The 6,928-nt window shown below is 41.6% G+C and carries 6 protein-coding genes and 3 pseudogenes; 5 read left to right on the forward strand and 4 right to left on the reverse strand.

Annotated elements, in window-relative coordinates:
* Positions 1–109 (reverse strand): annotated as a pseudogene (locus FTU50_RS14720) (dihydropteroate synthase); the annotation flags it as partial.
* Between the two features lie 418 nt (positions 110–527).
* Between FTU50_RS14720 and FTU50_RS14725 the strand changes: the two are divergent.
* A complete protein-coding gene (locus FTU50_RS14725) occupies positions 528–2,030 on the forward strand; it encodes an IS91 family transposase (protein WP_138773302.1) in 1,503 nt (500 codons plus the stop codon).
* 276 nt (positions 2,031–2,306) lie between these two features.
* Here the strand turns inward: FTU50_RS14725 and erm are convergent, their stop codons facing one another.
* Together erm and FTU50_RS14735 are read right to left on the reverse strand one after the other, a co-directional pair.
* The gene (gene erm / locus FTU50_RS14730) at positions 2,307–3,176 is read right to left on the reverse strand and encodes a 23S ribosomal RNA methyltransferase Erm (protein WP_107318659.1); all 870 of its coding nucleotides are present in this window, start codon (positions 3,174–3,176) and stop codon (positions 2,307–2,309) included.
* 276 nt (positions 3,177–3,452) lie between these two features.
* Positions 3,453–4,043: a hypothetical protein gene (locus tag FTU50_RS14735; RefSeq protein WP_180005626.1), complete on the reverse strand. Its 591-nt coding sequence runs from the start codon at positions 4,041–4,043 to the stop codon at positions 3,453–3,455.
* A 180-nt stretch (positions 4,044–4,223) separates the two neighbouring features.
* On the opposite strand from FTU50_RS14735, the gene FTU50_RS14740 reads away from it, so the two are divergent.
* Positions 4,224–5,105 carry an IS982 family transposase gene (locus FTU50_RS14740; protein WP_180069852.1) on the forward strand — a complete coding sequence of 294 codons (882 nt, stop codon included), beginning with the start codon at positions 4,224–4,226 and terminating at the stop codon, positions 5,103–5,105.
* Here FTU50_RS14740 and FTU50_RS14745 read toward each other — a convergent pair.
* Positions 5,091–5,678 carry a hypothetical protein gene (locus tag FTU50_RS14745; protein ID WP_180005651.1) on the reverse strand — a complete coding sequence of 196 codons (588 nt, stop codon included), beginning with the start codon at positions 5,676–5,678 and terminating at the stop codon, positions 5,091–5,093. The two genes, FTU50_RS14740 and FTU50_RS14745, sit on opposite strands and share 15 nt — an antisense overlap.
* Positions 5,679–5,827: 149 nt before the next feature.
* Between FTU50_RS14745 and FTU50_RS14750 the strand changes: the two are divergent.
* The 3 genes and pseudogenes from FTU50_RS14750 to FTU50_RS14755 form a co-directional block, all read left to right on the forward strand.
* Positions 5,828–6,340: pseudogene (locus tag FTU50_RS14750) on the forward strand (class I SAM-dependent methyltransferase); the annotation flags it as partial.
* Positions 6,341–6,370: 30 nt separating this feature from the next.
* Positions 6,371–6,640 (forward strand): annotated as a pseudogene (locus FTU50_RS15740) (BCCT family transporter); the annotation flags it as partial.
* A gap of 34 nt (positions 6,641–6,674) precedes the next feature.
* Positions 6,675–6,928: transposase zinc-binding domain-containing protein (locus FTU50_RS14755; protein ID WP_180005652.1), on the forward strand; the 254-nt coding region annotated here is incomplete at its 3' end.

A 6,928-nucleotide genomic window follows, 5' to 3' on the forward strand; every position in this document is an offset into this window, starting at 1 on the left:
GCTTACGCGCCTGCGCAATGGCTGCGTCTGGCGCCAGATACCGGCCTCCATCGGAGAAACTGTCCGAGGTTATGTTGACGATGCCGAAAATGATGAGCGATTTATTCATGGGGGCTTCTATAATAATAATAATCGAGCATGAGTCTCATACGGATGCTCGGGTCGAAAGGGAATCCCCAGGCGAGTAACCTGTTTGCGGTGATCCATTAGCTGCAGGAGCAGAAGAGCATACATCTGGAAGCAAAGCCAGGAAAGCGGCCTATGGAGCTGTGCGGCAGCGCTCAGTAGGCAATTTTTCAAAATATTGTTAAGCCTTTTCTGAGCATGGTATTTTTCATGGTATTACCAATTAGCAGGAAAATAAGCCATTGAATATAAAAGATAAAAATGTCTTGTTTACAATAGAGTGGGAGTGACTGGCACTCACAGGCAATGTCTGGCACTGGCTGGCATCACAGCTGAGACTTCAATATCTCGCAGCTGAGCGATAAACTGTATAAAAACACAGTATCGCAAGGATGCGGATCATGCCCCAAGTGGCGGCCAGGATGGCCAGCCGGGACGAGAACACTGGTCGTTACCAGCGTCACCGGCCCGAGCAAACCCTGCTCTATCGGATCGTCGAAGAATACTACCCGACGTTCGCTGCCCATTTGGCGGCGCAGGGCAGGGAACTGCCCGGCTATGTGCAACGCGAGTTTGACGACTACCTCAAATGCGGCCGTCTCGAACACGGCTTTCTGCGGGTGCGTTGTGAGTCGTGTCACGCTGAGCACCTGGTTGCGTTCAGCTGCAAACGTCGGGGCTTCTGTCCTAGTTGTGGCGCACGGCGTATGGCCGAAAGCGCCGCGCTACTGGTCGATGAGGTTCTGCCCGTACAGCCCATGCGCCAATGGGTACTCAGCTTTCCCTTTCAATTGCGCTTTCTGTTCGCCAGCCGGCCGGAGGTCATGGGCCGGGTGTTGGGCATCGTTTACCGCGTCATCGCCACGCATCTGGTCAAGAAAGCGGGCTATACCCACCAAGCGGCCAAGACCGGTGCCGTCACCCTGATCCAGCGCTTCGGCAGTGCACTGAACCTCAACATTCACTTTCACATGCTGTTCCTCGATGGCGTGTACGTTGAGCGTCCCAATGGAACAGCCCGGTTCCTCTGGGTCAGGGCGCCGACCAGCGCCGAACTCACCCAACTGGCGCACACCATCGCCCATCGGGTCGGCCGCTATTTGGAGCGGCAAGGCCTACTGGAGCGGGATGCTGAAAACAGTTACCTGGCCTTGGATGCGGTGGATGAAGATGCGATGACTCCACTGCTGGGGCATTCCATCACGTATCGCATCGCCGTGGGGCCACAGGCAGGGCGCAAGGTGTTCACCCTGCAGACACTGCCCGCCTGCGACCCGGAAGATCAGTTTGGTGACATGCCCGGTAAGGTTGCCGGTTTCTCGCTACATGCCGGCGTAGCGGCCAAGGCCCATGAGCGCAGCAAACTCGAACGGCTGTGCCACTACATCAGCCGCCCGGCGGTGTCTGAGAAACGGCTGTCGCTCACGAAGAATGGCAACGTGCGCTACCAGCTTAAGACGCCGTACCGGGACGGCACCACGCATGTGATCTTTGAGCCGCTGGACTTCATCGCAAGACTGTCGGCGTTGGTGCCGAAGCCACGTGTGAACCTTACCCGGTTTCATGGGGTGTTTGCGCCCAACAGCAAGCACCGCGCCCTGGTTACACCTGCCATGAGGGGCAAGGGGAGCAAAAAGGTCAAGGTATCGGATGAGCCGCCAACACCCGCTGGGCGGCGAGCGTCGATGAAATGGGCACAGCGGCTCAAGCGTGTATTCCAAATCGACATCGAGACTTGCAGCGAATGCGGCGGTGCCATGAAGGTGATTGCCTGTATTGAAGATCCGGTAGTGATCAAGCAGATCCTCGACCATCTGAAGCAAAAAGCCGAAACCAACGAGTCCAGCCCGTTGCCCGAGAGCCGGGCACCACCGGCTGGCCTGTCGCCGGGTCTGTTTACCTGACCCGTCCCAAACGATTCCGATCACGATGCTGCGGTAATTCAGCCGCGGCAGGGATGCGTTATGCCGGCGGCTTGGGTTGGCCCCGGCTGTCGGGAAAAACGGGTGAATTTTCGGCGGGATCGATGGCTACACGGGCCGGATTCAGAATCACCCACTGGCAAAGCAGGCCGTCATTCGCGGTCTACAGTGGCTGGACTTGGAGAAAAACGGCGTTTATTCTTCCTATACTCATATGCAAATAAGTAGTAACCTTTTTCCAATTAAGTACCCTTTTATTTAATATCTTTGAGTTCTGCTTCTGTGGACTTTTTCTAATTTTGATTGTTCTTTTAAAAGTTTTTGATAAGAACCTTCTACGAGTTTTTTCTTGTCTTGGCATACAAACTGCTTATATGTATCGAACATTTTAATCCATTGAATATATGTCCAATCGGAAAAATTTAGTTCACTATCTAAATTGATAATTTTTTTCAAACGTTTTTGCTGTTCATAAGAAAAAATATTTTTTGTTTTTTGTTTAAAATTTAATCCTGGGGCAGTATACATATATGATAAAAAATCCCAATATTCTAACATTGTTGCTTTTTTTATATCACAATATTCTTTTTTATGGAAATGCACAAGAACTATAGACACGTTGGGTTTTGGTTTAAAATCTGAAGGCAAAAACTCATAAGCCAGTTTTATATCATATAACGGTTTGAACATAAGTGATTTTAATGTGTCTTTATAATATGGAGTGCCTGCGTATTTTAACATTGCTTCGTACTGCATTATAATATACATATCTTGTGGCGGGTTGATTGCTGTTAGTAATCTTGTTAAGATTTCTCCCGTCATATTAAACGGTATATTAGAAAAAACTTTATAATTGCCATCAGGAAGTTTTATGTTCATAAAATCTTGATTGATAAGTGTTAGTTTTTCACTATTCAAGTTTTGCTTTAAAAATTGATACAAAGAGGTGTCTAATTCAATTGCAATTACACTTTTACTTACTCTTAATAAATGTTCGGTTATTATGCCTTTTCCCGGACCTATTTCATATACAATGTCAGTATTATTTATATTGCTATTTTCAACAAGGCTACTAACTAATTTTTTATCGTGTAAGAAATTTTGTGAATCCCTAATATTTCTTTCCATAAATTCCCTTTAATTGCATAATCTTTAATAGTTTATATAATTAATTATAAGATGAAACGTACAGTTTGTCAACTATTGCCATTTAAATTGGACATATAGCAAGCATACAAAATAATGGTGTTTTTACATATAAAAAACTACTAATACTGGTTACAAATCTTAAACCAAATAAAAATTTGCATAAAAAAAGATGTGATGATTATTAAATTCTTCACAACTTTTATATGTTAATATTTAACCAAAACATTAGATTTTAATATGTTTAGTATTTTACTCTCATACTGGCACCGTGAAGTCTACGTCAATTCCCCAAACATTTAGAGTAAGTGCAAAAAAGCCATTTTTAAAATTTGTTTCGGACAAGTAAAAAGTTTTAGGCTCATCAATTCCCCAATAATATATATCTATATATTCTGCATAAAGAAATTTTTGAGATTCTTCATCGTATTTTATGCCTTCGACACCATATCCCTCTTGAAACCTATAATCGCCTAGTATATTGACAAATTCATGTGATAGATAAGGTATTGCATAGTTTTCATCATTGTTATCGTAGACAGCAATTAAGAGTTGGAATTCATAAGTATCATCATTAGAGTCGATTGCATTAATCGTTATCCATTGTAAACCGACACTTGTGTTGTCATATACAAAATCCTCACCTATTAAAACGGTAATAAACTCATTTGAAATTTCATTAAAATCGTAGAGATCGTAAATTAGTACCTCAAAATCTAATTTTAGACCCGAAAAATCCAAATCCATTGGCACAATTAGTAATGGATTTCTGTTGATTGAACCATATGAGGCATAGCTAACACCATAGTCAATTATGTCAGAATAATCAGTTATGTCAGAAAGATCCATATCGGCTATATTAATTATAACTTGTGAATCATGTATTACATCCCCATCTTTAGCAACTAAAAAGGTTTTTGAGGTGAAATAATCTTTTTCATCAACAACGCGAATCTCAACTTTCTAAACTCTTGAAATAAAAAGGACATAACACAATTTAGATTTCGACTAAGAAAACTACCTCATGTTATGTCCATTTACGAATTTATCATTTCTGTGTATTTATTCATAGACTCTTGCTATTCACTTATCGTCAAAAAGCCATTAAGAACGAGAGGATTCCCCCCAGCTTTAACCGATATTGAAATAATTACGATACAAATTGTAGGTGAATTTTTAGGATTGGATTCTGATAAAAATATCTGGAAATATTTTAAACACAATTACTTAGAATGGTTTCCAAAATTGGGGTCATATCCTAATTTTTGTAAACATTGTGCAAACTTATGGCAAGTCAGTCAGCAAATTATGACCAAGGTTAGAAAAACCTTTATGCACGATAACATTCATTTTATTGATGGTTTTCCTATTCCTGTTTGTTGCTATGCTCGAGCAAAAAGACATAAAAACTTCAAAGAACATGCAGGTTTTAGTTATTGTGCAGCTAAACAAGAAAAATATTATGGTTTTAAAGGACATATTGTGATTAATTTCTCAGGAATGATTACAGATTATACTTTTGCTCCCGCAAACTGCGATGAACGAGATGTTGCACCTGAAATTACACAGAATATTCATGGTTTGCTTGGTGCAGATAAAGGGTATTTAAGACCTGAATTAAAAAAATACTATGATTTACAGTGTGTTGATTTACAAACACCATTTAGAAAAAATATGGTTGACGATCGACCCAAAGAAGCGATGAGAATACTGATGAATGCCCGAAGGAAAATTGAAACAGTCATAGGACAACTAACAGCACAGTTTAATATACAAAAAGTCAGGGCTAGAGATCTATGGCATTTATCTCATCGTATCACTCGAAAAATTCTTTCACATACAATTTCAGTCGTTTTAAATTCTCAATTAGGTAATCCTCCTTTACAGTTGGAAAAATTAATTAAAAGTTGAGATTCGCGTATCAACAGTATATTTGATAACTATAAAGCCGTATCCTTCTGTGTCAATGTCATAAGAAACAACCATATCTTTTGTAACTTGAACATTAGAATGTTTGTGGTGATTTATATAATAAATTCCTAGATATAAACTTAGTTTCATGTCGCTTAAGACTTCTTCTAAAGTGGAGCCTAATTTAACGGATTCAGAGTCTATATCAATTTCAATTTTATTATTAAATGCCAAGTTTTTTGAAAAATCATCGCTTGATATTTCATCTAAAATGGTTTTAATTTTTATTTCAAACTCATAACCTTCAATCTCAATTCTTGTATTATGAATGCCTTCATCCAATATTGTTTCTTGATCTTCATCAATTATGTCCTCAAAGCGAACAGTGTTAAAATATCCATTATCGTAAACTAGCACTATATCAGAAAAAAGCATACCTGCATTATATTCATTGATCTCTTCGTCTTCGATTGCGGTATAAAAAATTAGACCATAATTTCCATTAACATCTTTAGTTGGAGAGAGGTTTATAACTGCTAAAACCTCAAATTCCTCGTCATCTGCAACAAACAAGTCTTCGCGTATTAATGCTGCGTATTCGTTAAAGGCAAAAATAACATCTTCCGATATTTGGGTAAATAGAACAGCTTCCCAATTAGAAAAATAAGCATAAAAATCTTGAGTGCCTTTATTTATTACAAGCCGAATTTTCTAAATTACCTAAAGGAGGTAAGGTTCTTTGCTTAGCCGAAGGTGAAGGTCGCAATGCTGTGTTTTTAGCCAAGCAAGGTTATGACGTTACAGCGGTTGACCAGTCTAGCGTCGGCTTAGAAAAAGCACACAAATTGGCGGCTGAACAGGGTGTAAAAATCACCACAGTGGTAGCCAACTTAAATGAGTATGATTTAGGCGTAGACGCTTGGGATGGCATCGTTTCAATTTTCGCTCATGTGCCTCTTGAGTTACGGTTGAAATTGCATAAGCAGGCAGTGGCTGCATTAAAAGAAAATGGCGTCTTTATGCTAGAAGCCTATACAGCTGCTCATATTGACATGGATGGAGTGGGTGGTCCTCCTGCCTCGCAAATAGATATGTTTATGTCGCTTGAAGGGTTGCAGCAAGAACTAAACGGTTTGGATTTTATAATAGGTGCTGAAGTAGAGCGTGAAATCTCTGAAGGAAACTATCACCAGGGTAAAGGAGCAGTCGTTCAAGTGGTTGCCTGTAAGAAATAGTTAGTTAAATAGTAAGTTCTAAGGAAAGTAATGAGTACGTTTAAGCAATGGGTAAACCGTCTTTTAGGAGACGTAGGAACCGTTTTTTACCTATCAATACTCTTTATTGGTTTGTTTTTAATTGCCACAGTCAGTAACCCTGATGGCGTTCAAGAGTTAGCGCAAAAAGCACTGGATGCGACCGCTGATGACTTTGGCTGGTTGTACTTATTAGTGACCAGTGGCTTTGTCATTTTTACACTCTGGTTGGGGTTGTCACGCTTTGGCAGTATTCGCCTCGGGCCTGATGACGAGGCACCCGAGTTTAGCTATGGCTATCGCAAGGATGCGGATCATGCCCCAAGTGGCGGCCAGGATGGCCAGCCGGGACGAGAACACTGGTCGTTACCAGCGTCACCGGCCCGAGCAAACCCTGCTCTATCGGATTGTCGAAGAATACTACCAGACGTTCGCTGCCCATTTGGCAGAGCAGGGAAAGGAATTGCCGGGCTATGTGCAACGGGAATTTGAAGAATTTCTCCAATGCGGGCGGCTGGAGCATGGCTTTCTACGGGTTCGCTGCGAGTCTTGCCACGCCGAGCACCTGGT

The organism is Acinetobacter sp. YH12112, from assembly GCF_013418945.1.
GTDB classification, from domain to species: Bacteria; Pseudomonadota; Gammaproteobacteria; order Pseudomonadales; family Moraxellaceae; genus Acinetobacter; species Acinetobacter indicus.